General features: G+C 70.2%; 26 protein-coding genes. 14 read left to right on the plus strand and 12 right to left on the minus strand.

Annotated elements, in window-relative coordinates:
* A partial coding sequence (locus tag EJK15_RS71320) for a hypothetical protein (protein WP_206061437.1) occupies window positions 1–226 on the minus strand: 226 nt, incomplete at its 3' end.
* Between the two features lie 10 nt (window positions 227–236).
* Between EJK15_RS71320 and EJK15_RS42040 the strand changes: the two genes are divergently transcribed.
* The 4 genes from EJK15_RS42040 (at window position 237) to sppA (ending at window position 5,513) form a co-directional block, all read left to right on the plus strand.
* Window positions 237–554 (plus strand): hypothetical protein, encoded by a 318-nt coding sequence (locus tag EJK15_RS42040; RefSeq protein ID WP_171074850.1) that lies wholly within the window; start codon window positions 237–239, stop codon window positions 552–554.
* Window positions 555–765: 211 nt separating this feature from the next.
* A complete protein-coding gene (locus tag EJK15_RS42045) occupies window positions 766–2,148 on the plus strand; it encodes a S8 family peptidase (RefSeq protein WP_138716058.1) in 1,383 nt (460 codons plus the stop codon).
* A gap of 210 nt (window positions 2,149–2,358) precedes the next feature.
* Window positions 2,359–3,714, plus strand: a complete 1,356-nt coding sequence (locus EJK15_RS42050; RefSeq protein ID WP_138716059.1) for a S8 family peptidase — start codon at window positions 2,359–2,361, stop codon at window positions 3,712–3,714.
* 101 nt (window positions 3,715–3,815) lie between these two features.
* On the plus strand, window positions 3,816–5,513 hold the full coding sequence (sppA, locus tag EJK15_RS42055) for a signal peptide peptidase SppA (RefSeq protein ID WP_138716060.1): 1,698 nt from the start codon (window positions 3,816–3,818) through the stop codon (window positions 5,511–5,513).
* A 94-nt stretch (window positions 5,514–5,607) separates the two neighbouring features.
* Here sppA and EJK15_RS42060 read toward each other — a convergent pair whose 3' ends face one another.
* The 5 genes from EJK15_RS42060 to EJK15_RS42080 all read right to left on the minus strand — a co-directional run bounded on the left by EJK15_RS42060 (window position 5,608) and on the right by EJK15_RS42080 (window position 9,615).
* Entirely contained in the window at window positions 5,608–6,090 is a 483-nt protein-coding gene (locus tag EJK15_RS42060; protein WP_138716061.1) for a flavin reductase family protein, read from the minus strand.
* Window positions 6,091–6,199: 109 nt separating this feature from the next.
* Complete coding sequence (locus EJK15_RS42065) at window positions 6,200–7,126, minus strand: ABC transporter substrate-binding protein (RefSeq protein WP_138716062.1); 927 nt, start codon at window positions 7,124–7,126, stop codon at window positions 6,200–6,202.
* Between the two features lie 39 nt (window positions 7,127–7,165).
* On the minus strand, window positions 7,166–7,858 hold the full coding sequence (locus EJK15_RS42070; protein ID WP_138716063.1) for an ABC transporter permease: 693 nt from the start codon (window positions 7,856–7,858) through the stop codon (window positions 7,166–7,168).
* A gap of 25 nt (window positions 7,859–7,883) precedes the next feature.
* Window positions 7,884–8,564, minus strand: coding sequence for an ABC transporter permease (locus EJK15_RS42075; RefSeq protein WP_138716064.1), 681 nt, complete (start codon window positions 8,562–8,564; stop codon window positions 7,884–7,886).
* Window positions 8,557–9,615 carry an ABC transporter ATP-binding protein gene (locus EJK15_RS42080; protein WP_138716065.1) on the minus strand — a complete coding sequence of 353 codons (1,059 nt, stop codon included), beginning with the start codon at window positions 9,613–9,615 and terminating at the stop codon, window positions 8,557–8,559. The genes EJK15_RS42075 and EJK15_RS42080 overlap by 8 nt, the downstream gene beginning before the upstream one ends.
* A 267-nt stretch (window positions 9,616–9,882) precedes the next feature.
* Here EJK15_RS42080 and EJK15_RS42085 point away from each other — a divergent pair, with 267 nt between their 5' ends.
* Entirely contained in the window at window positions 9,883–11,397 is a 1,515-nt protein-coding gene (locus EJK15_RS42085; protein ID WP_138716066.1) for an RNA polymerase sigma factor, read from the plus strand.
* Between the two features lie 53 nt (window positions 11,398–11,450).
* On the opposite strand, the gene EJK15_RS42090 is transcribed toward EJK15_RS42085, so the two are convergent.
* The 6 genes from EJK15_RS42090 to EJK15_RS42115 are packed head-to-tail and all read right to left on the minus strand — an operon-like array spanning window position 11,451 to window position 17,757.
* Window positions 11,451–12,614, minus strand: a complete 1,164-nt coding sequence (locus EJK15_RS42090; protein ID WP_138716067.1) for a lipid-transfer protein — start codon at window positions 12,612–12,614, stop codon at window positions 11,451–11,453.
* Window positions 12,611–13,036, minus strand: a complete 426-nt coding sequence (locus EJK15_RS42095; protein ID WP_276615483.1) for a MaoC family dehydratase — start codon at window positions 13,034–13,036, stop codon at window positions 12,611–12,613. Before EJK15_RS42095 ends, EJK15_RS42090 begins: the two co-directional genes overlap by 4 nt.
* Window positions 13,033–13,953, minus strand: a complete 921-nt coding sequence (locus tag EJK15_RS42100; RefSeq protein WP_240777561.1) for a bifunctional MaoC family dehydratase N-terminal/OB-fold nucleic acid binding domain-containing protein — start codon at window positions 13,951–13,953, stop codon at window positions 13,033–13,035. The genes EJK15_RS42095 and EJK15_RS42100 overlap by 4 nt, the downstream gene beginning before the upstream one ends.
* Entirely contained in the window at window positions 13,950–15,104 is a 1,155-nt protein-coding gene (locus EJK15_RS42105; RefSeq protein ID WP_138716068.1) for an acyl-CoA dehydrogenase family protein, read from the minus strand. The genes EJK15_RS42100 and EJK15_RS42105 overlap by 4 nt, the downstream gene beginning before the upstream one ends.
* Window positions 15,104–16,138 carry an acyl-CoA dehydrogenase family protein gene (locus EJK15_RS42110; protein ID WP_138716069.1) on the minus strand — a complete coding sequence of 345 codons (1,035 nt, stop codon included), beginning with the start codon at window positions 16,136–16,138 and terminating at the stop codon, window positions 15,104–15,106. The genes EJK15_RS42105 and EJK15_RS42110 overlap by 1 nt, the downstream gene beginning before the upstream one ends.
* Entirely contained in the window at window positions 16,138–17,757 is a 1,620-nt protein-coding gene (locus tag EJK15_RS42115) for an AMP-binding protein (protein WP_138716070.1), read from the minus strand. Before EJK15_RS42115 ends, EJK15_RS42110 begins: the two co-directional genes overlap by 1 nt.
* Window positions 17,758–18,001: 244 nt before the next feature.
* Between EJK15_RS42115 and EJK15_RS42120 the strand changes: the two genes are divergently transcribed.
* The 9 genes from EJK15_RS42120 to EJK15_RS42160 all read left to right on the plus strand — a co-directional run bounded on the left by EJK15_RS42120 (window position 18,002) and on the right by EJK15_RS42160 (window position 26,570).
* Complete coding sequence (locus EJK15_RS42120; RefSeq protein ID WP_240777565.1) at window positions 18,002–18,598, plus strand: TetR family transcriptional regulator; 597 nt, start codon at window positions 18,002–18,004, stop codon at window positions 18,596–18,598.
* Window positions 18,599–18,726: 128 nt separating this feature from the next.
* Window positions 18,727–19,662 carry an NADP-dependent oxidoreductase gene (locus tag EJK15_RS42125; protein WP_138716086.1) on the plus strand — a complete coding sequence of 312 codons (936 nt, stop codon included), beginning with the start codon at window positions 18,727–18,729 and terminating at the stop codon, window positions 19,660–19,662.
* A 139-nt stretch (window positions 19,663–19,801) separates the two neighbouring features.
* On the plus strand, window positions 19,802–20,797 hold the full coding sequence (locus tag EJK15_RS42130; RefSeq protein ID WP_138716072.1) for a sigma-70 family RNA polymerase sigma factor: 996 nt from the start codon (window positions 19,802–19,804) through the stop codon (window positions 20,795–20,797).
* A gap of 42 nt (window positions 20,798–20,839) precedes the next feature.
* Window positions 20,840–21,955 (plus strand): steroid 3-ketoacyl-CoA thiolase, encoded by a 1,116-nt coding sequence (locus tag EJK15_RS42135; protein ID WP_138716073.1) that lies wholly within the window; start codon window positions 20,840–20,842, stop codon window positions 21,953–21,955.
* A gap of 17 nt (window positions 21,956–21,972) precedes the next feature.
* Complete coding sequence (locus tag EJK15_RS42140; protein ID WP_138716074.1) at window positions 21,973–22,995, plus strand: MBL fold metallo-hydrolase; 1,023 nt, start codon at window positions 21,973–21,975, stop codon at window positions 22,993–22,995.
* A 25-nt stretch (window positions 22,996–23,020) separates the two neighbouring features.
* Window positions 23,021–23,701, plus strand: coding sequence for a FadR/GntR family transcriptional regulator (locus tag EJK15_RS42145; protein ID WP_138716075.1), 681 nt, complete (start codon window positions 23,021–23,023; stop codon window positions 23,699–23,701).
* 51 nt (window positions 23,702–23,752) lie between these two features.
* A complete protein-coding gene (locus EJK15_RS42150; protein WP_138716076.1) occupies window positions 23,753–24,700 on the plus strand; it encodes a DNA polymerase ligase N-terminal domain-containing protein in 948 nt (315 codons plus the stop codon).
* Window positions 24,701–24,840: 140 nt separating this feature from the next.
* A complete protein-coding gene (locus tag EJK15_RS42155; RefSeq protein ID WP_206061438.1) occupies window positions 24,841–26,097 on the plus strand; it encodes an ATP-binding protein in 1,257 nt (418 codons plus the stop codon).
* Window positions 26,098–26,111: 14 nt separating this feature from the next.
* Complete coding sequence (locus tag EJK15_RS42160; RefSeq protein ID WP_171074851.1) at window positions 26,112–26,570, plus strand: GNAT family N-acetyltransferase; 459 nt, start codon at window positions 26,112–26,114, stop codon at window positions 26,568–26,570.
* The last annotated feature ends 2 nt before the right edge of the window (window positions 26,571–26,572 follow it).

Raw genomic sequence — 26,572 nt, forward strand, 5'->3', positions numbered from 1 at the left:
GACGGGTCAGAGGTGTATAAGAGACAGGAAGCGGCCCCACCCCCGAGCCCGACGAGCCGTCGGACGACCCGTCCGACCCGGAGCCGACGGAGGAGCCAGAGCCGACGTCGTCCGTCACGCCGGTCCCGCTGCCCACCGTCACGGTCACGGTGACCGTCACGCCGACGCCGGCGACCACGGCCGCGGTCTGCACGCGGGGCACGGCCGCCACGAAGCTGTCGGCCAAGAAGTGGGCCGTGGAGATCCACCGCAGCAGCGGCACGATCCCCGACGCCACGCTCACCTGCTACCTGAAGCTGATCAGCAAGTCGAGCAAGGTGTTCCCGGAGCTGACGAAGGCGTCGTCGCTCGGCAAGGCGTACCGGGTGCTGAAGAACACCAAGAGCGGCAAGGGCAAGCTCGACAGCGCGCTGCTCGCGGGCTGGCTGAACTGGGCGCACGGCACGAACGGCACCACGACGCTGACCGCCTCCGAGAAGGTGCGGCTGAGCGGCAAGTCGTCGGCCGCGGCGCTGAAGAAGGCCGCGAAGAACGTCCTCAAAACCGTTAAATAGCCAAATATCAGAAGAGGCCGGTCACTCTTGACCGGCCTCTTCTCTTTGCCGCTATAAGGCAAAAACGCCTCCATCGTTTCTCTGGTAACAAACGTCACTGACATCACAGTTGTCGCAGGTGGGGATGTATGCGGCTGCAGCAGCCGGGAGCCGGAAAATCTGCACGGCTCCCGCCTCAACACATCACACCACCTGATTCTCGGAGGAATAAGTGAGGCTACGATCTCTGCTGGCCGGCGCCACGGCGCTGGCCGTGGCCTCGGCTCTGCTCTACGCGGCGCCGACGCTCCACGCCGACACGATCGACACCAGCGGCCCGCTCGTCAGCCCCGCGCTCGTCGCGGAGGTCCAGGCCAAGACCAAGGTCCGCTCCATCGTCCAGCTCAAGCCAGGGCAGAGCGTCGCGGCCGTCGCCGGCGCCATCGGGCATGCCTTCGGGGGAAGCCGCGCCCCGGAGACGGCCGAGTCGCCGCACTTCTTCGTCGCCGAGCTGGACCAAGCCACGCTGGCCAAGCTGAAGCAGGACTCCCGTGTCCAGTCCGTGTACAAGGACGAGCTGCGCTTCCCCGTTCTCGACACCAGCACGCGGACGATCCGCTCGGACCGGGCCAACATCGCGGGCTGGACCGGCAAGGACACGACGGTCGCCGTGCTCGACACGGGTATCGACCGCGACCATCCGTTCTTCGCCGGCCGCCTGGTCGACGAGGCCTGCTTCTCCTCCTCCTACGCCGGCCACGGCACGGTCTCGATCTGCCCGAACAACCAGCCCAGCCAGACCGGTCCCGGCGCGGCCGACGCCGAGATCCCGCTGTGTGTGGTCAACGGCCGCAACCTCTGCGACCACGGCTCGCACGTGGCGGGCATCGCGGCGGGCAGCAAGGCCGCGGGCGCGCCCGCCGACGGCGTCGCCCCCGCGGCCGGGATCATGGCGATCCAGGTCTTCAGCCGCTCGGACAGCCCTTCGACGTGCCGGATAGGCGGCGAGTCGGCGCCGTGCTACGTCAGCTACATCTCCGACCAGAAGCTGGCGCTGGAGTACGTGGCGCGGGTGGCCAGATCCCGCAACGTCGCGGCCGTGAACATGAGCCTCGGGGGCGGCGGCCCGTACACTGCGGCCTGCGACAACGACCCGAGCGCCGCCGCGGTCAAGCCGGAATTCGACACCCTGGTGGACCTGGGCGTCGCCCCCGTGGTGGCGGCGGGCAACAACGGCTTCACGAACGGGGTCGCCTCGCCCGCCTGCATCTCCACCGCCGTCGCGGTCGGCGCCACCTGGGACAACGACGCGGTGGCCTCCTTCACCAACCGTGGCAGGCTGCTCGACTTGTTCGCGCCCGGGGTGAACGTCAAATCGGCGGTCCCGGACGACTCCTATGGGCTGATGAGTGGCACCTCGATGGCCGCACCGCACGTGGCGGGGGCGTTCGCGCTGATGCGGCATGCGTACCCGAACTTCACGGTGGTGCAGAGCCTGCAGCGGCTGCAGAACACCGGCAGGCTAGTCCCGTACGACGCGGGAGGCGCGCGGACGGTCACAGCGCGGATCGACGCAGAACGGGCCACCGCCGACGCCCGCCCCGCCGACGCCTGAACCCTGGCGCGAGCACGCGAGAAGGGGCCGGATCCCGCGAATCCGGCCCCTTCCGGCGTACTCGCGTACCGGCGACGAGGGTGCGCTCGCAAGCAGCACGGTCAGGCGCCAGAACAAGAACGGGTAACGAACCCATCACGCCCTCTGACATCGATTGTCTAATTAATACACTTCTATTGACAAACGCCCCCCGAACCCCCGGAGGAACAGTTGAGACTCCCGTCTCTGCTGGCCGGCGCCATCGCCTTAGCCACCGCCTCAGCAGCGCTGGTCGCCACACCCGCTCTCGCCGACCCCGAGTCCAAGATCGACCCTGCGATCACGGCGGCCGGCGAGCACCGCGCCATCGTCCGCGTGCAGCAGCCCGCGCAGGTGCAGTCCGCACAGGCCAGGGCTGAGCAGGTCAAGCAGGACAGGCGGAACGTCTACGCGGAGCCGCCCTCCGAGGTCTCGGGCAAGCTGGACTTCTTCGTCTACCGCGGCACCCGCGCCGAGCTCGAGAAGATCGCCGAGCAGTCCGACGTCGTCTCGATCCGTAAGGACAAGCTCAACGAGCCCACGCTCGTGGAGAGCATCCCCCTGATCGGCGCCGACAAGGCGCACCGGCTGGGCTACACGGGCAAGGGCACGGCCGTCGCCATCCTGGACACGGGCATCGACAACGACCACCCGGCCTTCGGCCGCCGCATCGTGGCGCAGGCCTGCTTCTCGGCCGCCGACCCCGCCGACAACTCCTCGCCGCTGTGCCCGAACGGCAGCCAGTTCCAGATCGGCGACGGCGCCGCGAACGCCGAGACCGACGCGTGCACGAAGGGCGCGCCGCAGCCGCAGTACGGCCTGTGCTACCACGGCACTCACGTGGCGGGCATCGCGGCGGGCCAGGCCACGGCCGAGTTCAAGGCCACTGGCGTGGCGCCCAAGGCGAAGATCATCCCGGTGCAGGTGTTCAGCCGCTTCGACAACTCGCCGTACTGCGCGGGCCGGCCCGTCTGCATCCTGGCGTACGACTCCTCGATCCTGACCGGCATGGCGTACGCGGACCTGCTGGCCGACCAGTACAACGTCGCCTCGGTGAACCTCAGCCTGGGCGGCGGCAAGTACGACACGGCCTGCGACGAGGACGACGGGGCGGACTTCAAGGCCGAGGTCGACAAGCTCCTCGCCAAGGGCGTGGCGACCGTGGTCGCCTCGGGCAACAACGGCTACGACGCGTCGGTGTCCTGGCCGGCCTGCGTCTCCAGCACGGTCGCCGTGGGCGCCACGGACAAGCAGGACGCCGTGGCCGCGTTCTCCAACCGGGGCACGCTGCTGGACGTGTACGCGCCGGGCGTGGCGATCACGGCGGCGATCGCGGGCAACACGTACGCGGCGCTGAACGGCACCTCGATGGCCACCCCGCACGTGACCGGCGCGTTCGCGCTCCTGCACCAGAAGCGCCCCCACGCCTCGGGGGACAAGATGCTGGACGCGCTGAAGCGCACAGGCAAGCCGATCACCTACCCGAGCGCGGGCACCGAGGTCACGACCCCGAGGATCGACGTCTACGCCGCCCTGCGCAGCCGCTAAGGACGAACGCAAGGGGTGGGTCGCCCACCCGCGCCCCACCCCATGCTCAGGTGCACATGCACCTGAGCGCGTTTCGAAATGTGTCGCTTAGGGTGGCTTGTATGGATGCAGGCAAGGCGCTCTTCGAAACCGTCGACAAGCTTCGCCAACGGCGCACCGGCCCGCTGGTGCTGGAGCTCGATCTCACCGAGGGGGTCACGGAGGGCCCGCCGACGGATCCGGTCGCCGCGTTGCTGTCCATGCGCAAGACCCGCCTGTCCGACGTCCTGGGCGGGCTCCGGCGGGCCAGGCAGGACTCCAGGGTCAAGGCGCTGATCGTGAAGATCGGCGGGAACCCGCTGGGCCTGGCGATGGTGCAGGAGATCCGCCAGGCCGTGATCCAGTTCCGGGCCTCGGGCAAGCTGACGGTCGCGTTCGCCGAGACGTTCGGCGAGTTCGGCGGGGGTACCGTGCCCTACTACCTCGCCAGCGCGTTCGAGCGCGTCTACCTGCAGCCGAGCGGCGACGTCGGGCTGACCGGGGTGGCTCTGGAGCAGCGCTTCCTCAAGGGTGCGCTGACGAAGCTGGGCGTGGGGTACGAGGCGGGACAGCGGCACGAGTACAAGACCGCCGTCAACACCTTCACCCAGGACCACATGACCGAGCCGCACCGCGAGTCCATGGGCCGCATCGTGGAATCGGTCACCGAGACGATGATCGCCGGCATCGCCGACGGCCGCCGGCTGGATCCCGGCAAGGTACGCGAGCTGATCGACCGGGGCCCGTTCACGAGCGCGGAGGCGCAGGAGGCCGGGCTGGTCGACGGGCTGGCGTACCGGGACGAGGTGTACGACGAGGTCAAGCAGGCCGCGGGCGGCGACACGCATCTCCTGTACGTCTCCAGGTACGCCAGAGGCGCGGCCGTGCGGAAGCTGCCGCACCCGATGGCGGACGGGGTCGCGCTCGTCCACGGCACCGGCATGATCAAGACCGGGCGCAGCGGCCGGAGCCCGCTCGGCGGGGGCGGCGCGATGGGCTCCGACACGATCAGCGCCGCGTTGAGGGCGGCCAGGCGGGACGAGCACATCAAGGCCGTCGTGTTCCGGGTCGACAGCCCCGGCGGCTCGTACGTGGCCTCCGACACGGTCTGGCGCGAGGTGACGCTGACGCGCAAGGTCAAGCCGGTGATCGTCTCCATGGGCGACCTGGCGGCGTCCGGCGGCTACTTCGTGGCGATGGCCGCCGACGTGATCGTGGCCCAGCCGGGCACGCTGACGGGCTCGATCGGCGTGTACGGCGGCAAGCCGGTCTTTTCCGAGTTGCTCGGAAAAATGGGCATAACTTCGGAAATGGTGGCGGAGGGGGCCAACGCTGGGATGTTCTCCACGTCCCGCAGCTTCTCGCCCGAGCAGTGGGAGCGGATCAACGCCTGGCTCGACCGGATCTACGACGACTTCGTGGGCAAGGTGGCCAAGAGCCGCGACCTGACCCGGGAGCGTGCCCATGAGCTGGCCCGCGGCCGCGTGTGGACCGGGGCCGACGCGCAGGCGAGCGGGCTGGTGGACGAGCTGGGCGGGCTGGAGGACGCGCTGACGCTGGCCAGGAAGCGGGCCGGGCTCGGCGACGACGCCCCCGTCCGCATGTTCCCCCGGCTCAACCCGCTGGAGCGGCTACGCGGCCCGGAGTCCAGCGAGGACAAGTCCGCGGCCCTGGCCAGGATCCGGCTGGACTCCTGGGGACCGCTCGCCCGCCTCTCCGCCGAGCTGGGTTTGCCCGCCGCCGGTCCGCTCATCCTGCCCGAGTGGTACGTGATCCGCTGATACACGCTCCGCCGCGGCCCCGTGTGACAGGTGACGAAGCCCGCCTGGCGGGCGGCTCTGCCGTGGTAGTGAACGTGCCGTGGTGGACGGCTGATCAAGAGCCCGCCGCCCGGTAGCGGCCGCGGAGGCGAACCAAGGGCTGGAGCGTGGGGTTGACGTAGGAGACGGCCAGGACGGCGGCGATGAACAGCGTGTGGTCCCCTGCCGGGACCACCCTGGTGGTCTCGGCCTCCAGGGCGGCCACGCCGCCCTCCACCACCAGAGCCTCCGTGTGCGGACCCCGGTGGTGCGGGACGCCGGCCACCAGGAGGCGGGCGCTGGGCCGGCCGGGGGTGGCGAAGCGGCTGGCGATGGCCGCCTGGCCGGAGGAGAGCAGGGAAGCGGCCCAGCGGTCCTGCCGGAGCAGGACCTCGTTGAGGTAGCCGCGGCTCGCCAGGCTGACCAGGACGAGCGGGGGCTCCAGCGAGACGGACATCAGCGCCGACACCGTGGTGCCGAGATCGTCGCGCCCATCGCGTACGGTCACCACGGCCACCCCCGCCGCGAGCTGCGCCATCGCCTCCGTGAACTCGCTCACCCGGAAGACTCCCGAGCGATGCGCGAGAGGTCCCGGACAACGCCGGGGAGATCCGGGACGACCCCTGAGGGCCCCCGCACGGCGGAGGCCCTCAGGGAGCGCCAAGGCGTCAGCCGAGGCCGTTGGAGGTCAGCCATTCCTTGGCCACCGTAGCGGGCTCGTCCTTGTTGACGGAGATCTTCTGCATCATCTCGAGCAGGGACTGCGTCGACAGCTTCGCCGAGATGCCGTTCAGCGTGGTCCTGATCGTGTCGGTCGCGCCCGCCTTGTTGAGCAGGGGCGTCACGTTCTGGGCGGGGAAGATGTTCTTGGTGTCCTGCAGCGGCACGAGGTTGTTGGCCGTCATCTTGGGGTCGGTGGTGAAGACGTTGCCGACCTGGATCGTGCCGTCCTTGATCGCGTCGGCGGTGGTCGGCCCCGTGGGCTTCCACTGCTTGAACTCGATCCCGTAGACCTCCTTGAACCGCGCCTCCCACCGCTTCTTGAACTCGGGCGGGCCGCCGACGGTCATGGTCTTGGAGACCTTGGCCAGGTCCTCCATCGTGTTGAGCGACTGCTTGGTCTGGGTGTCCTTGGTGACGGACAGGCTGTCCTTGTCCTCGGCCGGCGAGGAGTCGAGCACCTCGAGCTCCGCGGGCAGCTTCTCCTTCAGCGCGGCGTTGACCTCGTCGGCGGTCGCGGCCGTGGCCTTCGGGTCGATGAAGGCGAGCAGGTTGCCGTTGTACTCCGGCACGATGGTCAGCCCACCGCTCTTGACCTGGTCGAACACCGCCTCACGGCTGCCGATCCGCGGCTTCTCCTCGACCTGCACGCCCTTGGCCTCCAGCGCCTGGGCGTAGATCGACCCGAGCAGGACGCTCTCGTCGAAGTCGAACGATCCGATGACGGCCTTACCCCCGCCCGAGGCCGAGCCGCTGGGAGCCGCGCTCGTGGTGTCGAGCGGGTTGCCCGCGTTGCCGGTGCCGCCACCGCCGCAGGCGGCCAGTGCGAGCATCGCCGAGATCAGCACCCCCGCGATGCCGTACTTGCGTCTCATCTTGCTTTCCCTTCTAAGCGGGAGGTAATACAGAGAAACCTATCGAACCTTGAGTCGCTGGCTCACCCCTGGCGAGACCGTCACCCTCTGGGTGAGCGTAAACAAGATCTGCACGACGAGGGCGAACAGCACAATCAGTACTGAACCGCCGACGACGCTCGCATAATCCTTGGTCGCGAAACCGTCGATCACGTATCTCCCGAGGCCGCCGAGCCCGGTGTAGGCGGCGACCGTGGTGGTGGCCACGACCTGGATCGCGGAGAGCCGGCAGCCCAGCAGGATCAGCGGCAGCGCGACCGGCACCAGCACCCGCCCGAGCACCTGTCCGCCCCGCAGGCCCATCCCGTACGCGGCGTCGCGCAGCTCGGGATCGACCCCCTTGATGCCCTCGAACGTGTTCACCAGGATCGGCGGCACCGACAGCAGCACCAGTGGGATGATCACCGGCCAGATCGAGGCCGTGCCCAGCAGCAGCACGAACATCACCAGCAGGCCCAGCGTGGGCAGCGCCCTGGCCAGGTTCGCCGAGACGACGACCAGCACCTCGCCCCGGCCCGTGTGGCCGATCAGCAGGCCGAGCGGCACCGCGATCAGCACGGCCAGCGCCAGCGCCAGCACGGAGAACTCCAGGTGCTCCAGCAGCCGCGCGGGAATGCCGTCCGGCCCCGACCAGTTCCCGCCGTCGCCGAAGAACTCCACCAGCCAGGAGAAGAACGCGGTCAGCCAGTCCACGACGCCACCTCCCCGCAGCACGCCCTCACGACGCCGCTCCCTTCCGCGCGCGTACCCACGGGGTGAGCAGCCGCTGCGCCAGCACCAGCAGTCCGTCGGCGATCAGCGCCAGCGCCACGATCAGGACGATGCCGACGATCACCGGCGGCATGAACGGGTTCTGGTACGCCCGCGTGAACAGCCCGCCCAGCCCTCCTTGCCCGATCAGCGCGCCCACGCTGACCAGGCTGATGCTGGAGACCGCGACCACCCGCAGTCCGGCCAGCACCACCGGCACCGCGATCGGCAGCTCGACCAGCAGCAGGCGGCGCAGCGGCGTGAACCCCATCGCGACCGCCGACTGGCGCACGTGGTCGGGCACCGAGCCGAGCCCGTCGACCACGGCCGGGATCAGCACGGCCATGCCGTAGAAGGTCAGCGGGATGATCACGGTGGTCTGCGACAGCCCGGTCACCGAGATCAGCAACATGAAGAGCGGAAGCGAGGGGAGCGCGTAGATGACGTTCATCAGGCCGGAGGTGGGCTGGTAGAGCCAGCGCCAGCGCACGCTGGCCAGCCCCAGCGGGAGGGCCACGATCAACGCGAACAGGATCGGCACGAGGGACATGGTCAGGTGGTCGGTGAGGAGGTTCCTGATGCTGTCGACCCGCCCGGTGTCCCAGTTGCGCGCGATCCACTCCCAGATGGAGGGAGGACCGTCACCCATCGGCCGCCTCCGCCAGCGCCTCGTCGAGCGCCTCCCTGGTGGCCACGCCGACGACCTTGCCCTCCCCGTCCACGGCCACGGAGCAGCCGGACGGCGACAGCAGCGCCGCGTCGAGCGCCGAGCGCATCGAGTCGCGGCCGTGCGTGAACGTCCCGTACGACTCCAGCTCGCCGGGCCGTGCCCCGGAGATCCAGCCGACGGGCCGCCCGTCGCCGTCCACGACCAGCACCCACGGCTCGTCCGCACCGCCCTCGTAGCCTTCTGGCACAGTCAGGTCGGTACGCAGCCGCAGCCCGTCGGTGGAGACGAACTGCAGGCGCCTGATCCCCCTGTCGTGCCCGAGGAACTCGCGGACGAAGTCGTCGGCCGGGTCGGACAGCAGCGTCTTGGGGTCGGCGAGCTGCGCGAGCGTGCCGCCCACCCGCAGCACGGCCACCCGGTCGCCGAGCTTGATGGCCTCGTCGATGTCGTGGGTGACGAAGACGATGGTCTTGTTCAGCTCCGCCTGGAGCCGGAGCAGTTCTTCCTGGAGGCTCGTGCGGACGACGGGGTCGACCGCGCTGAACGGCTCGTCCATGAGCAGCACCGGCGGGTCGGCGGCCAGCGCCCTGGCCACGCCCACGCGCTGCTGCTGCCCGCCGGACAGCTGGAACGGATAGCGCCCGGCGAGCGCCGGATCGAGGCCGACGCGTTCGAGCAGTTCCATGGCTCTCGCGCGGGCCTTCTTCCGGTCCCAGCCGAGCAGGTAGGGGACGGTGGCGATGTTGTCGAGGATCTTCCGGTGCGGGAACAGGCCGGCCTGCTGGATGACGTACCCGATGCCGCGCCGCAGGGTCGGCGGGTCGATGCCCTGCACCGGCACCCCGTCGAGGAGGATCTGGCCCTCGGAGGCGTCGATCATGCGATTGATCATTCGCAGGGACGTCGTCTTCCCGCAGCCGGAGGGGCCGACGAGCACGGTGATCTCGCCGGTGGGCGCCTCGAGGCTGAGGCGGTCCACGGCGATCGTTCCGTCTGGGTAGCGTTTGGTGACAGCGTCGAATGTGATCACGCGTAACCTCTCGCGCTAGGCAGGGCCGCGGCCCCCCTGCCACGACCGCCGCATGATCTCTTGGGACCACAGACTACGGCGATGGGGCCCGACCTGTCCCCTTGGGCCTGACTTAAGCGCTTCACTGACCAGGCATATTTGCCTAAATCTGGATCTGGTAGTGCGCCAGACCTGTCGGTGTTGGCATGATTACCTCCACAATCGCATGACGCGCACCGCTCACCTCACCCTCAGCGTCCGTCCGCACACAGCAAGAGGATCCGGCCCGTGTCCCAGTCGCTCACCGATCAGCGCTCACGCGCCGAAACGGCCGCAGAGCTCTACGACCGTCATGCCGCCGGACTGTTCGCGTACTGCGCTGACCAGCTCGGCGACCTCGGCGCCGCGTCCGACGTCCTGGCGTCGGTGCTCGCCGGCGTCCCGCCCGTGGAGCCGCCCCGCGCCGCTATCTACGCGTTCGCCCGCCGGCAGATCCACCGGCGGGATGTCGTCTCCGCGCCCCCCGCGGTCGATCCGCTCATCGACCCGGCCACCGCTCTCGTGGAGCGCACCCTGCGGGAGCTGCGCCCGCACCAGCGCGAGGTGCTGGTGCTGTCCGCGGTCTGCGGGCTGAGCAAGGCCGAGCTGGCCTGGGTGCTCGACGTCGCCCCCGACACGGCCGAGGAGATGGCCGTGGGGGCGGCGCACCGGTTCAGGCACGCGCTGCAAGCGGCGCTGGCCTCCACCGGGGTACGCGTGCCCAAGCCGATCGCCGACGTCTACGGCGCTCTGAGCGTCGCGCCGCTGCGCGACGTGCTCGGCCGCCTGCCGTGGCCACAACCGCCCGGGGCGCTGCGCATCCACTTCGCGGGCTCCCGTTCGGCGACCCCGGGGCCGCTGTTCGTGAAGCCGCGCTGGCCCAGCCCGCCGGTGTGGCCGCAGCCGCTGTCCGACGCCGATCCGGCGACCAGCACGGTGATCTTCCCCTCGGAGCTGCTGACGCCGCCGCCGCGGTCGCACGTCGGCACGCACGAGGCGACCACGGCCCCGATGCCCAAGGTCCGCGGGCCCGTGGGCATGCCGCTCAGGGACCCGCTGGCCGCCCTGCACTCGGTCCGCCCCGTCAAGCCGACGTCCGGGGAGGACCCTTCCGCGGAGCGGTCGTTCTTCATGGCGGCGCCCGAGGAAGGGCAGGAGCCGTTCGCCACGGGCGACGTGTTGCTGCCCAAGGACTCGCCCGAGCCGTTCGCCACGGGCGACGTGATCCTCCCCGGCGAGACCCCGCCGCAGCCGTACGCGGGGGGCGACGTGCTCTCGCCAGGCGATGACGCGCGCCCCTTCCGGGGACAGCGGCGCAGGCCCAGGGACGTGCGGCAGCCGCCGCCGTCCTTGGTGGGCGACATCCTGGTCCACAAGGGCCCCGCCGACCCGCCCGAGCCGGAGGAGCCGGACGAGACGGTCCGCGCGGCGGCGCCGCAGCGGACGGAGGACCCGGTCCGTAAGACCGCGCCGCTGTTCCAGCCGCGGCCCAAGCCCGCTGAGCCGGTCTACCGCATGCCGCAGCCCTGGGAGGATCCGCCTGGTTTGGAGAAGGAGCCGCCCGTCCGGCAGTCCTCCTTCCTGGACCCGCGCCCGGTCCGCGCCAGGCCCGTGCCCAAGCGCCGCCCGGAGCAGTTCCGGCCGGCGCAGGCACGCCGCCGCGGGAACCGCCACTTCGACTGGGCCTGGGAGCTGATCGGCTTCCTGATCTGCGTGGCGATCGCGATGATCGTGTTCTTCTCCGTGCCGATGTTCGTCGACTAGTCCTGCCTGAGCGCGGCCGGATCGAACGCGCTCAGGCGGTCCAGGCCTTGTGCCTATCCCGCCGAGAGGATGAGCCCGCTCGTCGGCACGCCGGTGCCGGCCGTGACCAGCACGTTGGCGACGCCACCGAGCTGGTTGGCGGCGGTGCCGCGGATCTGGCGCACCGCCTCCGCGATGCCGTTCATGCCGTGGATGTACGCCTCCCCGAGCTGCCCGCCGTGCGGGTTGACCGGGAGGCGGCCGTCCAGCTCGATCCCGCCGTCCTTGATCAGCTCCGGCGCCTCTCCGCGGCCGCAGAAGCCCAGCTCCTCCAGCTGGGCCAGGACGAACGGGGTGAAGTGGTCGTACAGGATGGCGGTCTGGATGTCCCGCGGCGACAGCCCCGACATCTCCCAGAGCTGCCGGCCGACGAGGGACATCTCCGGGAGGCCGCTCATGTCGTCCCGGTAGTAGCTGGTCATCATCATCTGGCCGGCGCCGGAGCCCTGGGCGGCCGCCGCGATCACCGCGGGGGACCTGCGCAGGTCGCGGGCCCGTTCGGCGGAGGTCACGACCAGGGCCACCGCGCCGTCGCTCTCCTGGCAGCAGTCGAGCAGGTGCAGCGGCTCCACGATCCACCGGGACGCCTGATGCTCCTCCAGCGTGATGGGCCGCCCGTGGAACCAGGCGGCCGGGTTGGTGGCCGCGTGCCTGCGCATGGCCACCGCCACCCGGCCGAAGTCCTCCGAAGTGGCACCGAACGCATGCATGTAGCGGCGCGCGAACATGGCCACCCAGGCCGCCGGGGTCATCAGCCCGAACGGCACGTGCCAGCTCATCTCCAGGCCCTGGGAGGTGGGCTCGCCGGTGAGGCGGGCGTTCGGCTGGCCGAAACGGCGGCCGGAGCGCTCGTTGAACGCCCGGTAGCAGACGACCGTCCTGGCCATTCCGGTGGCCACGGCCATGGCCGCGTGCGCGACGGTCCCGCACGCGGCGCCGCCGCCGTACTCGACGCGGGAGAAGAAGGTCAGGTCGCCGATCCCCGTCTCCCTGGCGACGGCGATCTCCTGGTTGGAGTCCTGGCTGTAGGTCACCATGCCGTCCACGTCGCCGGGCGACAGGCCGGCGTCGTCCAGCGCCGTCAGCACGGCCTCGGCGGCCAGCCGCAGCTCGGAACGCCCCGACTTCTTGCTGAACTCGGTGGCGCCGATGCCCGCGATGGCGGTGCGTCCGCTCAACAACGTCCGTTCTCCTTGGGGAGGGTGAAGGTGACGGTGCCGGTGGCGTGGTCGCCCAGGCTCACCTGGCCGCGTACCTCGACCGTGATCTGGCCGTCCGCGCGCGCCACGACCGTCCCGTTGAAGCTCAGGCGGTCCCCGGCGTACGCCGGGACGCCGAGCTTGACGTTGATGCGCTCGATGACGGCCTCGGGGCCCGCCCAGTCGGTGACGTAGCGCTCGACCAGGCCCATGGTGGTCAGGATGTTGAGGAAGATGTCCTTCGAGCCCTGGGCGCGGGCCAGTTGCGTGTCGTGGTGGACGGGGGTGAAGTCCATCGTGGCCAGGGCCGTGGAGACGACCACGGTGGGCGTGAGGTCGATGGACAGCTCCGGCAGCACGGCGCCGATCCCGGACTGGTCCTCTGTCAGCGTTCGCATCATGGCTCCCGTGGTGCCCACATCGGCAGGATGAGCTGGTCGTCCATGGGGCGATACGTCACGCGCAATGACATACCGATATCCACCTCCTCGGGCGGGCAGTCCACGACGTTGCCGACGATCCGTACGCCCTCCGGCAGCTCCACCACGCCCACCACGAACGGCGTCTCGCGGCCCGGCACCGGGGGGTGGTGGTGCACGACGTAGCTGTAGAGGGTGCCCTCGCCGCTCGCGACCGTGTAGGAGAGGTTGGTGGAGCGGCAGTGGGGGCACAGGGGCCCCGGCGGGTGGCGCAGCAGGCCGCAGTCGGCGCAGGTCTGGACGCGCAACTCGCCGTTCCGCACGCCCTCCCAGAAGAACGCGGTGTCCTGGTTGACCGCGGGCCGCAGCGGGTACGGCTCCGCCTTCTGCTCGGTCTTGCGGGGCGGGCGGAACTTCAGGACCCGGAACAGCATCTCGGCCACCGGCTGGTCGTCGTCGCCGTACCAGGTGACGTTCCAGGTGGCGAAGTAGCCCACGCCCAGCGCGGTCCTCTTCGGCCCCGCCAGGTCCGAGAACCTGGTCGCGGGGGTGAGGCGCTCCCCCAGACGGGCGTAGCGGTGGTAGGCCTGCTCGCAGTTGGTCGCCACCACGCCCGTGTAGCCGTTGGCGTTGAGCGCGGTCATCATGTCGTCCACCGGCGAGCGGTCCTTCCCCTGCCCACTCAGGCCCTGCATGGTCCACACCTGGGCCATCGCGGGCGGGGCGACGCCCTTGTCCAGGTAGGCCGGGTTCGCGTCGCCCATGGCGGCCAGCCAGTGCCGGATCATGGGTGCGTTCACCGGGTCGGGCGCCGGAGCGCCGCGTACCTCCCCCAGCGCCGCCTGTTTGTCCGCGAGCTCGTGCAGCTCCTCGTCCGTCATCGGGGTCCCCTCGGTCATCGCGGCGGCCTCGGGAGGCTCAGGCCGAGCATCGCGATCAGCTCCCGCTGCACCTCGTTGACCCCGCCGCCGAAGGTCAGCACCACGGCCCCCTTCACGCCGTGGTCGGTGCGTTCGAGCAGCTCGGCGGTCTCGGGGTCGGCCGGGTCGCCGTACCTGGCCAGGACGTCTCCGACGATCCTGCCGACCTCCTGCATGCGCTCGGAGCCGTAGATCTTGGTGGCCGACGCGTCGGGGGCGCCCAGCCAGCCGAGGTCCATGTTCGCGGCGACCTGCCAGTTCAGCAGCTCGTTCGTGCGCAGCGCCACCCACACCCGCGCCAGCGCCCGCCGCACGTCCGGGTTCTCCACCAGGCCGGTGCGCTTCGCCCAGGCGAGGAAGCGGTCGTACGTCTGGCCGATGTTCCCGGCGGGGCCGAGCGTGACGCGTTCGTGGTTGAGCTGGTTGACGATCAGGTCCCAGCCCCGGTCCACCTCGCCGACCACCATGCTCACGGGGACACGGACGTCGGAGTAGTAGGTGGAGTTGGTGTGGTGGCGGCCGTCCATGGTCGTGATCGGCGTCCAGGAGAAGCCGGGGTCGTCCGTGGAGGCGATCATCATGGTGATGCCCTTGTGCTTCTTGGCCTCGGGGTTCGTGCGGGCGGCCAGCCAGATGTACTGCGCGTAGTGTGCGCCGCTGGTGAAGATCTTCTGGCCGTTGACGATGTAGTGGTCGCCGTCGAGCACCGCCGTGGTCCGCAGGGACGCCAGATCGGTGCCCGCCTCGGGCTCGCTGTAGCCGATCGCGAAGTGGCACTCGCCCGCGAGGATGCGCGGCAGGAAGAGGTCCTTCTGCTCCTGGGTGCCGTACTGCATGAGCGTCGGGCCGACGGTCTGCACCGTGATGATGGGGTACGGGACGCCGGCCCTGGCGATCTCGTTGGCGAAGATCTGCTGCTCCAGGGGGCCGTAGCCACCGCCGCCGTACTGCTTGGGCCAGCCGAGGCCGAGCTTGCCGTCGCGGCCGAGGCGGCGGCAGTGCTCCATGTACGCCTCGCCGAACGGGTCCTGCGCGATCTTCCTGCGGTCCTCGTCGGTGAGACAGCCCTGGAAGTACTCGCGGAGCTCGTCGCGGAGTTTTCGTTGCCCGGGGGTCAGGTCGATCAGCATCAGACGAGCGCTCCGATCTGGTCCAGCTGGGCGTCGGCGCCGCCGAGCAGGTGGGACAGGTGCTTGGCCTGGGCGAAGTAGCGGTGCAGCGGGTAGGTCACGTCGAGCCCGAGGCCGCCGTGCAGGTGCTGGCAGGTGTAGAGCGCCTTGAGAGCCTCGCCGACGTGGTACGCGGCCAGCGCCAGATCCTGCTCGGCCGGCAGGCCCTCGCCCAGCCGCCAGGCCGCCGACCACATCGCCACGTCCAGCGCCCGGTCGGCGATGTAGACGTCGGCGATCTGCATGGTCACGGCCTGGAACTCGGCCAGCGCCCGGCCGAACTGTTTCCTGGTTTTGATGTACGACGTGGTCAGCTCCAGCGCTCCGGCCAGGACCCCGCTCGCCTGAGCGGTGACCGCGGCCGTGAAGAGCCGCCGGGCACCGGCGACCGCCTCGGGCCCCGCCACCCGCTCGGCCGGGGTGCCGTCGAGCACGATCGTGGCGGCCGGCTCGCCCGTGGACGTGAACTCCGCCGCGAACACGGGCTCGGCGCTGGACGTCGGCGCCGCCCCGGACGTGGGCTCGGATGCCGCCACGGGTGGTGACTCCACGAGGAACAGGCCCTCGTCCGCGGTGACCAGCACCGCCGCTCCCGGATACAGGATCGAGATCTTGCGCCCGGTCAGAGCCCAGCCGTCGCCGACCGGCCGCGCGGCGGTCGCGGGCGAGTCGGCCAGGGCGCGGCCGGGCTCGCGCAGCGCGATCGCGACACGACCGTCGCCATGGCGTCGCTGCTGGTCAATGGTGCCGTAGTGGGCCAGGGCCAGCGTGCTCACGAGCGTCGGCAGCGCGGGTACCATCGCCGCGCGTGCCCCCACCTCCCGCAGCACCACGGCCATCTCCACCGGCCCGAGCCCGGCGCCGCCCGCCTCCTCCGGCACGCACACGCCCATCAGCCCGGCCTGCCACAGCCGCTCCTCGTCCCCTTCCCTCACGAGGACCTCGGCGGCCAGCTTCTTCAAGTCCTGCTGGGTTTCGTCCAGAGTGAAATCCATTACGTCTCCAAGAGGTGTTGCCTGCCGTGCCGTACGAACTCCTCCTCGATCCCCTTGGTGTCAGCGTCCGTCAGCGGCCGGAGCCCGGCGGGCGTGCGCCACCAGACCGGGTCGCCGGTGCGCCAGCCCTCCCGGGCGAGGACCCGCTTGATGACCTTGTGGGAGGCCGTCTGGGGAAGGTCCTCAGAAAGGCGGATATAGCGGGGTAAGGACTTGGAGCCCAGGTCCCGGCGGGATGCCAGGAAGGCGGTGAACGCGTCCGGGTCGAAGGCCTCCTCCAGCACGAGCGCCGCCATGACCTGATCGCCGGCCGCAGCGTCGGGCACCGGGTAGACGGCCGCCTCGATCACCCCGCCGAACTCCCGCAGCGCTGCCTCGATGGGCGCGACGGCCAGGTTCTCGCCGTCCACGCGCAGCCGCTCGGTGCCGCGCCCGGCGAAGAACACGTATCCGTCCGCGTCCATCCACGCCAGGTCGCCCGACCAGAACGCGCCGTCCCTGATCCGCTCGGCATCGGCCTCGGAGTCGTTGTAGTAGCCCTCGAACAGGCCCGCCCCCGCCGTGTTGACCAGCTCGCCGACGGCCTCGTCCGCGTTCAGCAGGCGGCCGTCCTCGACGCGGCCGGGCGGGCAGGGCCGCCCCGTGAAAGGGTCGAGTATCGCCACGCCCTCAGGCAACCTGCCGAGGCAGCCCGGCGGTCCCGAGGGGTCGGGGGTGAGCGAGATCGCCGTCTCCGTGGAGCCGAAGGCGTCGATCACGTGGCACCCGAACCGCTCCCCGAACCGCCTGGTCGCGACCGCGCTCCCCTCGTTCCCGAAGGCGATCTTGAGCGGGTTGTCCGCGTCGTCGGGGCGCTCGGGGGTCGCCAGGACGTAGGAGAGGGCCTTGCCGACATAGTGCAGGTACGTGCAGCCGTACCGCCTGACGTCGGGCAGCAGGCCCGAGGCCGAGAACCGGCGCCGCAGCACCAGCGCCGCCCCCGACGACATGGCGGGGGCGTAGGCGGCCATCAGGGCGCCGGAGTGGAACAGCGGCATCGAGCAGTAGACGACGTCCTCGGGCGTGAGCAGCGCCCCCAGGCTCGCCCCGGGCACGGCGATCTTCCGCTGGGTGATCCGGACGGCGCGCGGGCGGCCGGAGGTGCCGGAGGTGAAGATCAGCATCACCAGGTCCGCGGGATCGGGCGCGGGCGGCTCCTCCTGCACGGCCCCGGGGTCTACCTCCGCTTGCGCCCCGGCAGCGGACAGGGGCAGGGCGCCCACCCCCAGCGCCTCGGACACCGGCCGCGCCACGCCCTCGTAGGGGCCGTCGGACAGGAGCAGGCCGACGTCGGTGGCGCGGGCGTCGCGGATCAGCTCGTCTACGGAGCGCGTGGGGTTGAGCGCCACGACCACGTGCCCGGCCAGGGCCGCGCCGCCCAGCAGGAAGACCAGGTCGGGAACGTTCTCGCTCAGCACCCCGACGTGCAACCCCGTGCCCCGCCGGGAGAGCCACGCCCCGGCGGCCCGGCAGGCGGCGACGTGCGCACGCCACGACCACGCCGCGTCCTCGAACATCAGTCCAGGTCGATCGTCCTCGGCCCGTGCGAGAAGCAGGGCCGCGAGCGTGTTCGCGGTCATGGCGCCTCCAGCAAGCGCTCGGTCAGCCGAATCGCAAACTAGAACAGATTCTAATATCTGTCCAGTAGCCGTCCATACCGATGAGCCGCGATATGCGTCTGTAACGCCGTAGACATGGGCTGATAAGGCTCGTTTGTGACTCACGAGTAACAAGCCGCGCCTGCAAGAAATCAGATAACGTGTTCTTATGCGCACGCCGCACGGGACAACCGCCGCGCCCTCCTCCGGCGACGCCGAGGGAGCCATGGAGAGCCATGCCACGCCGGGCGGGAACAGCGTCCGTACGCGCAGCCAGCACCAGCGGCGCAAGCGCATCGTTCAGGCCGCGGCCGCCCTGGCCTCGCGCGGCGGGGTCGAGGCCATGCAGATGCGCACGGTGGCCGAGCGCGCGGGCGTCGCGCTTGGCACGCTCTATCGCTACTTCCCTTCCAAGATGGACCTGGTCGTGGCGGTGGTCGGCGAGGAGATCGACCTGCTGGAGAGCAGCATCGAGCGCCGGCCGCCCGGCGCCTCGACGCCGTCGAGCCGAGCGGTGGACGTGCTGATGCGCGCGACCCGCGGCCTGATGCGCGAGCCGGAGCTGGCCGACGCCCTCATCCGGTCCCTGATCATGGCCGAGGTGCAGACGCCGTTCGGCGACCGGATGACGGGGCTGCTGCTGCGCGTCTCGGCCGACGGCCTGACGCTGGAGCAGGCGAGCGAGGAGCAACGGGATCTCGCGGGGTCGCTGGCCAGCGTGTGGGTGCAGGAGCTGCTGGAGATGCTGCGCGGCCGCCGTACGTATGACCAGATCCAGCGGCGCATCGAGACCGCCGCCGCCAGGCTTCTCGCCGACATCTGAGACCACGATCCCGGCGGAGTTTCCCCAGACGCCGAAGGCGGCTTGGTGTGTGGCCGGATCTTTACCCATCATGACCTTTGGGCCACTCGCGGGACGTGGCGCGGCCGAGCAGGCTGGAGGCCATGAAGATGAAGGCGATCAGTCAGGATGCCCTGGGCGGGCCTGAAGTGCTGAAGATGGTTGAAGTGGACCGGCCGGAGCCCGGTCCGACCGAGGTGCTCGTGAGGGTGGAGGCGGCCGGGGTCAACCCGACCGACTGGAAGATCCGAGCGAGCGGGGGGTTCCTGCGCCCGCCGTTCGTGCTCGGGTGGGACGTCTCGGGCGTGGTCGAGGCCGTCGGGATCGGGCAGGCGCTCTACAAGCCGGGCGACGAGGTGTTCGGCATGCTGCGCTACCCGTTGGGACACGGCGCCTACGCCCAGTACGTGACCGCGCCGTCCCGGCATTTCGTCCGCAAGCCCGCCACCATCGACCACGTACAGGCCGCCGCGATCCCGCTCGCCGCGCTGACCGCCTACCAGGCGCTCGTGGACGTGGCCGGGCTGAAGGGCGGCCAGCGGGCGCTCATCCACGCCGCCGCCGGTGGAGTCGGCCACCTCGCGGTGCAGATCGCCAAGGCCCGCGGGGCCTACGTGATCGGCACGGCCAGCGCCGCCAAGCACGACTTCCTGCGTGGCCTGGGCGCCGACGAGCTCGTGGACTACCGGACCGAGGACTTCTCCGAGATCGTGCGGGACGTGGACGTGGTGCTCGACACCATCGGCGGCGACTACGGGCCGCGCTCGCTGCGCACCATGCGCAGGGGCGGCACGATCGTCTCGCTCACCCTCAGCCTGTTCGACCCGAGCGTGCACACGGTGGCCGCGGAGCTGGGCATCCGCTCGGAGACCATGCTGGTGGAGCCCGACCAGGCCACCATGCGGGCGATCGCGGCACTGGCCGAGGCGGGCCGGCTGCGGGTGGAGGTGGCGGCGGTCCTGCCGCTGGAGGAGGCCGCCAAGGCGCACGAGCTCGGCGAGACCAACCGCACCACCGGCAAGATCGTCCTCACGGTCCCCCACTGAGACGGCCGCACCTCAGGCCTCCGCCCGGATGCCCCCGCGGCCCCGGGCGGAGGCAGCTCATCGTGCGCGATCGCACTAATTGACCTGGGGGAGGTAAAAAACTCATCGGTCTGTCGGTGGCGACGTCTATACAGGAGGTATGACCGACAAGCCGACAAACGAGGACTTCCTCCGGCTGGCTGATCCGATGCGCCGCGAGCTGCTGGCGCACTGCTACCGCATGATGGGGTCGGTGCACGACGCCGAGGATCTCGTGCAGGAGACCTACCTTCGGGCGTGGCGGGCCTACGACGGCTTCGAGGGGCGTTCCTCGCTGCGTACGTGGCTTTACCGCATCGCCACCACGACGTGCCTGACCGCGCTGGACAGCCGCAGCAGGCGGCCGTTGCCGACCGGTCTCGGCGCGCCCAGCATCGAAGCCAGGGCGCCCCTCGTGCAGGACCACGAGGTGCCGTGGCTGGAGCCGGTCCCCGACGCGCTGGCGGGCGCGGGCGCCGACGACCCGGCCTCGATCGTGACCTCGCGCGAGAGCATCAGGCTCGCGCTGATCGCCGCGCTGCAGCACCTGCCGCCCCGGCAGCGCGCGGTGCTGATCCTTCGTGACGTGCTCAAGTGGAAGGCCGCCGAGGTGGCCGAGGCCGTCGGCGTGTCCACCGCGGCCGTCAACAGCATCCTGCAGCGGGCCCGGGCCCAGCTCGACGAGGTGTCACCGAGCCTGGACGACCCGGTGGAGCCACTGAGCGAGGAGCAGCGGGCCCAGCTCGACCGGTATGTGGCCGCGTTCGAGAACTACGACATCGACAGCCTGGTGCACCTGTTCACCAAGGACGCGATCTGGGAGATGCCGCCCTTCGTCGGCTGGTACCAGGGGCCCGAGACGATCGTGGAGCTCATCAAGGTGCAGTGCCCCGCCGAGCGGTCGGGCGACCTCAAGCTGATCCCGATCGCGGCCAACGGGCAGCTGGCCTTCGCCATGTACCACCGCGAGGACGGCGTCTACCGGCAGTTCTCGATCATGGTGCCGACGTTCTCCGGGGAGAGCATCAGCCACGTGGGCATGTTCTTCGAGGAGAAGCTGTTCCAGACCTTCGGACTTCCTTCGACTTTGGAGGGCGAGGCTTCCGCCACAAAGTAGAACGCGTTACAGTCGCGCCAGAGCATCGTTCTGGAGGCGACAGTGGGCACACCTGTGATCGTCGAGGCCGTTCGCACCCCCATCGGCAAGCGGGCGGGCTGGCTCGCCGGGCTCAAGCCGCAACAGGTTCTCGCCACCGCGATGAACGGGCTCGTCCAGCGGGCGGGGATCGATCCGGCGGTCGTCGAGCAGGTGTTCGCCGGGTGCGTGACCCAGGCGGGCGAGCAGGGCGGACACGTCGGGCGCCATTCGTGGCTGTATGCCGGGCTGCCGTACCAGGCGGGGGTCACCACGCTGGACGCCCAGTGCGGGTCGTCGCAGCAGGCCGTGCACCTGGCGGCGGCGATGATCAGCGCGGGTGTGATCGAGGCGGGCGTCGGGTGCGGCGTCGAGATGATGAGCCGGGCGCCGCTCGGCAGCAACGTGCTGCCCGCCAGACCCAAGCCCGACGACTGGAGCATCGACCTGCCCGACCAGTTCACCGCCGCCGAGCGGATCGCGCGGCGGCGCGGGCTGACGCGGGAGCGGCTCGACTGGTTCGGGGCGCGCTCGCAGCGGCTGGCGGCCAAGGCGTGGGCCGACGGACGGTTCGAGCGGGAGATCGTGCCCGTCGGGGACGTACGCAGGGACCAGGGGCTGCGTGAGACCACCGTCGAAGGGCTGGCCAAGCTCAAGCCGGTGGTGGAGGGCGCGCTGCACACCGCGGGCACGTCGTCGCAGATCTCCGACGGCGCCGCCGCCGTGCTGGTGATGAGCGAGCAGGCGGCACGTAGGCACGGGCTGCGGCCCCGGGCGCGGATCCTGGCGCAGGCGCTGGTCGGCGCGGAGCCGTACTACCATCTCGACGGCCCGGTGGACGCGACGGCCAAGGTGCTGACGGCGGCCGGCATGACAATCGGCGACATCGACAGGTTCGAGGTGAACGAGGCGTTCGCGTCGGTCGTGCTGTCGTGGGCCGGCGTGCACGAGCCCGACCTCGACCGCGTCAACGTCAACGGCGGCGCCATCGCGCTCGGCCATCCCGTGGGCGCCACGGGCGCGCGGCTGATCACCACGGCGCTGCACGAGCTGGAGCGGTCGGACTCGGCGACCGCGCTGGTCACCATGTGCGCGGGCGGGGCGCTGGCCACGGCCACGATTTTGGAAAGAATCGGCTGACCACCCTCGGGGGGCACATGAAGACCAGACGCAGGCCGTACGCGGAGCAGCGCCCGCAGGATCTCGGCGGCGGGGTGTGGAGCGTGCCGGTGCCGATCCCCGGCAACCCGCTCGGCTACACACTCGTGTACGCCGTCGAGTCGCCGAAGGGACCCGTGCTGGTCGACGCCGGGTGGAACCATCCGGAGGCATGGGAGGCGCTCAGCGGCGGCCTCGCGACCCTCGGGATCGACGTGAGCGCGGTGAGCGGGGTGGTCGTCACCCATTTCCATCCCGACCACGCCGGGCTCGCCGGGCAGGTCAGAGAGGCGTCCGGCGGGTGGATCGCCATGCACGGGAGCGACGCGGCGCTGGTCAGGCTGATGACCGAGTACGCCGCCAGCGAGCACGACAGCTTCCAGTCCGACATGCTCAGGCGGGCGGGCGCCGACCCCGGCGAGGCCCGACAGGGGCTGGGCGGCCGCCCGACGCCGCCCGCCATGCCCGACCGCGAGCTGCGCGACGGCGATCTGGTGGACCTGCCGGGGCGCAAGCTGCGGGTCCTGCACACGCCCGGCCACACCCCGGGGCACATCTGCCTGCATCTGGAGGACGCCGACCGGCTGTTCACCGGTGACCACGTCCTTCCCGACATCACTCCCCACGTTGGCATTTATCCCTATGACCGTGACGATGTCGATCCATTAGGTGATTTCCTGGACTCCCTGGACCGGGTCGGCGACCTGGGCCCCCTCGACGCGTTGCCCGCCCATGAGTGGATATTTCCTGATGTGGCCGCGCGGGCCGCCGAGATCCGCCACCATCACGAGGAGAAGCTCGTACGGCTGCGCGCCCTCCTGGCCGAGCGGCCCGTACCGCTGACCATCTGGGAGGTCGCCGCGATGATGACGTGGAACAGGCCGTGGGACCAGCTGTCCCCCGTCCTGAGAGGCATGGCGGCCGGCGAGGCCGCGGCCCACCTGCGTGCTCTGGAGGCCAGGGGGCAGATACGCCGCCTCTCTGGGGTCGATCTCGTCCGCTTCCAGGCCCTAGACTCCTAGACATCCGATGTCTAGGGAGAAAAGCGTGGCGGTCACCGACGCAGCCATCGACAAGATCAAGCAAATGATCGTCTCGGGCGAGCTGGCCCCCGGCGACCGCCTGCCCAAGGAGGCCGACCTGGCCGAGCGGCTCGGCCTCTCGCGCAACTCGCTGCGCGAGGCCGTGCGCGCGCTGTCCCTGATCAACGTGCTCGACGTGCGCCAGGGCGACGGCACATACGTCACCAGCCTGGAGCCGCGCCTGCTCCTCGACACCATGTCGTTCGTGCTCGACCTGCACCGCGACGACACCGTGCTGCAGTTCTTCGAGGTCCGCCGCATCCTGGAGCCGGCCGCGACCGCGATGGCGACCAAGCTGATGAGCGACGAGGACATCGACGAGCTGCGGGTCATCCTGGAGTCGCTGCCCGCCGAGCCCACGGTCGAGGAGCTGGTGGCCAACGACCTGCGCTTCCACCAGCGGATCGCGCAGGGATCGGGCAACACCGTGCTGTGCTCGTTCATCGAGAGCCTGTCAGGTCCGACCACCCGGGCCAGGATCTGGCGGGGGCTCACGCAGGAGGGCGCGATGGAGAAGACCCGCGAGCAGCACACCGCGATCTACGAGGCCATCGCCGCCCGCCAGGCCGACGTCGCCCGCTCCTGGGCCACCGTGCACGTGGCGGGCGTGGAGTCGTGGCTGCGCAAGGCGCTGGAGCTGGACTGATCACCAGCGCCATGAGCGCCTACACGGCCGCTTCTGGGTAGAACCGGGAGCGTGGCGGACAAACTTCAGCGATACCGGAGCAAGCGCGACCCCACCCGCACCCCCGAACCCGTCCCGGCCGAGCCCCCGATGCCGGCCGAGGGCAACGCGTTCGTCATCCAGGAGCACCACGCGCGGTCCCTGCACTGGGACCTGCGCCTGGAGCGCGACGGCGTCCTCGCCTCCTGGGCCGTCCCCAAGGGCCTGCCCGCCGACCCGCGGACCAACCACCTCGCCGTGCAGACCGAGGACCACCCGATGGAGTACCTCACCTTCCACGGCGAGATCCCCAAGGGCGAGTACGGCGGCGGCACCATGACCGTCTGGGACACCGGCACCTACGAGACGGAGAAGTGGTCGGACCGGGAGGTCAAGGTCGTCCTGCACGGCGAGCGCGCCTCCGGCAGGTTCGTGCTGTTCCAGACGCGGGGCAAGAACTGGATGATCCACCGCATGGACGCCCCGGTCCGCGAGCCGTTCCCGTCGGTCCAGCCCATGCTCCCGGCAGAGCGCGCCAAGCCACCCAAGGACGCCTCGGCGTACGCCTTCGAGTTCGCGTGGGGCGGACGCCGCCTCCTGGTCCCCATCGACGGCGGCCGCACCGACGCCGCCCGGGAACACCCGTGGCTGCGGCCGCTGGCGGAGTCGTTCGGCAGCCGGTCGGCACTGCTGGACGGGGAGGTCGCCACGCTCGGGGGCGCGGAGATCCTGGTGTTCTACGACCTGCTGTACGACGACGGCCACTCGCTGGTCGAACAGCCCTACACGGTGCGGCGGGCGGCGCTGGAGGCGCTGGGGGTGGCCGGCGCCCACTGGCAGACGGCGCCGTCGTGGCCGGGGGATGCCGGGCCGGTGCGGCAGGCGGCCCGCGAGCAGGGGCTGCCGGGGGTCGTCGCCAAACGCCTGAATTCGCCGTACGAGCCGGGGCCGTCCAAGTCCTGGCTGTTCGTACCGTCGTGATCCGGTTGATCCACCATGGACGTGGCGACCGAATCACCATGGACACGGCGACTATATGACCATAGATCATGCGACCGAATAACCACGAGCACGGCGACCAAATCACCACGAGAAACGTCGGCACGTGCCATGCTTGACTCATGGTCAGCACTCCTTTGGGCAGGGTGGTGCCACGGCACGCCGAAAGCGCCGTGGCGGAAGCCCTGACAGACACCCGCGTCGTCCTGATCAACGGCGCACGGCAATCTGGCAAGAGCACCTTGGTCAAGCAGGTCGCCAAAGGGAGGACGGCGGAGTGGCGCGATTTGGACAGAGAGTTCATGCGTCAAGGAGCCGTGAGCGACCCAGAGGGCTTCGTCGACTTCGCCAACATGATGATCATCGATGAGATCCAACGCGTACCAGAGCTGCTGCTTGCCATCAAAGCGCAGGTCGATACCGACCCTCGACCTGGCCGCTACCTGCTCACAGGCAGCGCTCGCATCCTCGGTCTGCGAGCGCTGCCGGACACCCTTGTGGGCCGGATGGAGACCATTGAGCTGTGGCCCTTCTCTCAAGGCGAGATCGACAGCACGCCCGACGGCTTCATTGACGCGATCTTCACTCATGGGGCCGATCTTCGCCATACCTCCGAGATCTCGCGTGCAGAGTACGGGGAGCGCATCATTCGAGGAGGCTTCCCGGAAGCCGTCAGCCGGGCGAACGCTCGGAGGCGACAGCGCTTTTTCAATTCTTACGTTGGGGACCTGCTCAGCCGCGATGTGAATGAGCTCTCCGAGATCGAGCGGCTGCCCGATATGCACGCACTCATACGCCTGCTCGCGGCACGGTCCGGTCAGCTGCTCTCCCGCCAGCCCCTCGGTCGCGAGCTCGGACTTCCCACGAGCACCACGCATAGATACCTCAGCCTTCTTGAAGAGGTCTACCTCATCAAGCGCATACCCGCCTGGTCGCGAAACCTCAGCAACCGCGCCGTCGGCACCGCCAAGGTGGCTTTCGTGGATTCTGGAATCGCGGCAAACCTGCTCAGCGTCGACGCGCGAGGGATCGTGCGTCCCAATGGGTTCTTCGGTCCGTTGCTCGAAGGCTTTGTTCTCATGGAGCTCGCACGGCAGCTGACTTGGTCGGAAAGCCAAATCGACCTCTACCACTACAGAACCAAGGATGGAGTCGAAGTAGACGCCGTCCTGGAGAATCGACGCGGCCAGGTGGTGGGGATCGAAGTGAAGGCATCCACTACTGTGCGTGCGGACGATTTCAAGGGCCTGCGACACCTCGCCGATCGACTCGGCGATGACTTGATCGCAGGGATCGTTCTCCACACCGGCACGCAAACGCTCCCCTTCGGCGACCGGATGCGGGCCATGCCCGTGAGCGCGTTGTGGGAGGTCGGTTGAGGGATACTCGGCCGGTGCTCATTATCGAAATATCGCCCGCCGACGATCCGCTCGGGTCCGAGCTGCTCGCCCTGCAGAAGGCCGCGTACGCCGTCGAGGCGGAGATCATTCAGGATGATCGGATCCCGCCCTTGCATGAGAGCCTGGCCGACCTGCGGGCGCAGCCGCTGCTGTGGCTCGGCGCGGTGGATGAGGACGGGCGGCTGGCCGGGGCGGTGGCGTGGGAGGAGACGGACGACGAGGTGGACGTCAACCGGCTGATCGTCCATCCGGGCGCGCTGCGGCGCGGGATCGGGCGGGCCCTGGTCAAGGAGGTCCTGGCCAGGGCCGGGACGCGGCGGGTCGTGGTGTCCACGGGGCGCGGCAACACGCCCGCGCGCACGCTGTACGAGCGGCTCGGGTTCGCGTTGCGCGGCGAGGTCGAGGTGATCCCTGGGCTGTGGATCGCCGACTACGCCCTTCCCACCTCATGACC

The organism is Nonomuraea basaltis (assembly GCF_005893125.1).
In the GTDB taxonomy this organism is placed as follows: Bacteria; Actinomycetota; Actinomycetes; order Streptosporangiales; family Streptosporangiaceae; genus Nonomuraea; species Nonomuraea basaltis.

Excerpts from the sequence above, each read along its gene's own strand:
- sppA (WP_138716060.1), top strand. The coding sequence starts at position 3,816 with ATGGATGCAGGCAAGGCGCTCTTCGAAACCGTCGACAAGCTTCGCCAA.
- EJK15_RS42065 (WP_138716062.1), bottom strand. The coding sequence starts at position 7,126 with ATGAGACGCAAGTACGGCATCGCGGGGGTGCTGATCTCGGCGATGCTC.
- EJK15_RS42075 (WP_138716064.1), bottom strand. The coding sequence starts at position 8,564 with ATGGGTGACGGTCCTCCCTCCATCTGGGAGTGGATCGCGCGCAACTGG.
- EJK15_RS42095 (WP_276615483.1), bottom strand. The coding sequence starts at position 13,036 with ATGATGCGAACGCTGACAGAGGACCAGTCCGGGATCGGCGCCGTGCTG.
- EJK15_RS42100 (WP_240777561.1), bottom strand. The coding sequence starts at position 13,953 with ATGACCGAGGGGACCCCGATGACGGACGAGGAGCTGCACGAGCTCGCG.
- EJK15_RS42105 (WP_138716068.1), bottom strand. The coding sequence starts at position 15,104 with ATGCTGATCGACCTGACCCCCGGGCAACGAAAACTCCGCGACGAGCTC.
- EJK15_RS42110 (WP_138716069.1), bottom strand. The coding sequence starts at position 16,138 with ATGGATTTCACTCTGGACGAAACCCAGCAGGACTTGAAGAAGCTGGCC.
- EJK15_RS42115 (WP_138716070.1), bottom strand. The coding sequence starts at position 17,757 with ATGACCGCGAACACGCTCGCGGCCCTGCTTCTCGCACGGGCCGAGGAC.
- EJK15_RS42120 (WP_240777565.1), top strand. The coding sequence starts at position 18,002 with ATGGAGAGCCATGCCACGCCGGGCGGGAACAGCGTCCGTACGCGCAGC.
- EJK15_RS42125 (WP_138716086.1), top strand. The coding sequence starts at position 18,727 with ATGAAGGCGATCAGTCAGGATGCCCTGGGCGGGCCTGAAGTGCTGAAG.
- EJK15_RS42130 (WP_138716072.1), top strand. The coding sequence starts at position 19,802 with ATGACCGACAAGCCGACAAACGAGGACTTCCTCCGGCTGGCTGATCCG.
- EJK15_RS42140 (WP_138716074.1), top strand. The coding sequence starts at position 21,973 with ATGAAGACCAGACGCAGGCCGTACGCGGAGCAGCGCCCGCAGGATCTC.
- EJK15_RS42155 (WP_206061438.1), top strand. The coding sequence starts at position 24,841 with ATGGTCAGCACTCCTTTGGGCAGGGTGGTGCCACGGCACGCCGAAAGC.